Source organism: Bradyrhizobium sp. MI1.7, from assembly GCF_055811795.1.
Genome location: NZ_JBVVPO010000230.1, coordinates 1 through 748 on the forward strand (window position 1 = coordinate 1; position 748 = coordinate 748).

At 61.6% G+C, this 748-nt stretch carries 1 protein-coding gene; it reads left to right on the forward strand.

Annotation, left to right across the window (positions count from 1 at the left end):
- Nucleotides 1–56: 56 nt before the first annotated feature.
- Nucleotides 57–748 (forward strand): IS630 family transposase (locus AC0L3X_RS47270; protein ID WP_473317633.1); only part of this gene is annotated, 692 nt, incomplete at its 3' end.

The window sequence follows — 748 nt, forward strand, 5'->3', positions numbered from 1 at the left end:
GAACGCAAGTTCGCCACATTAGTTGATAGCTCGAATCTCTACAGAGGAGAGAGCTCGTGGCGAATGCAGGTGAACGAGGCCGGCCGATCGCGCCGTTGGTGCTTAGTCCGCAGGAGCGGGCGTACTTGGAGAGGCAAGTTCGTCGTCATCGCGTTGCCCGATCGCTATCTGAGCGCTGCCGCGCGATCCTGCGGTGTGCGGATGGCTTGCCAAGCAAGTCCGTGGCTGCCGAACTCGGCCTCCACGAACACACCGTTGGCAAGTGGCGTCGCCGATTTTTGAAGGATCGCTGTGATGGCCTGCTTGACGAGGCCCGCCCTGGCCGCCCTCGAACCATCAACGACGATCAGGTTGCTGAGGTAATTGAGCGGACATTGCGTACAACGCCACCCGACGCGACGCACTGGTCGATCCGCTCAATGGCTGGGGAAACTGGCTTTTCCCACACCACGATCCGCCGAATGTGGATGGCGTTCGGCCTGCAGCCGCACCGCAGCCAGACATTCAAGCTGTCGAGCGACCCGCTGTTCGTCGACAAGGTCCGCGATATCGTCGGCCTTTACCTGTCCCCACCGAACCGAGCCCTTGTCCTCAGTATCGATGAGAAAAGCCAGATCCAGGCCCTGGATCGCGAGCAGCCGGTCCTGCCGATGATGCCGGGCGTACCGGAACGGCGCACGCACAGTTATGTGCGGCATGGTACGACCTCGCTGTTTGCCGCGCTCGATGTCGCCTCGGGGTTCGTCAT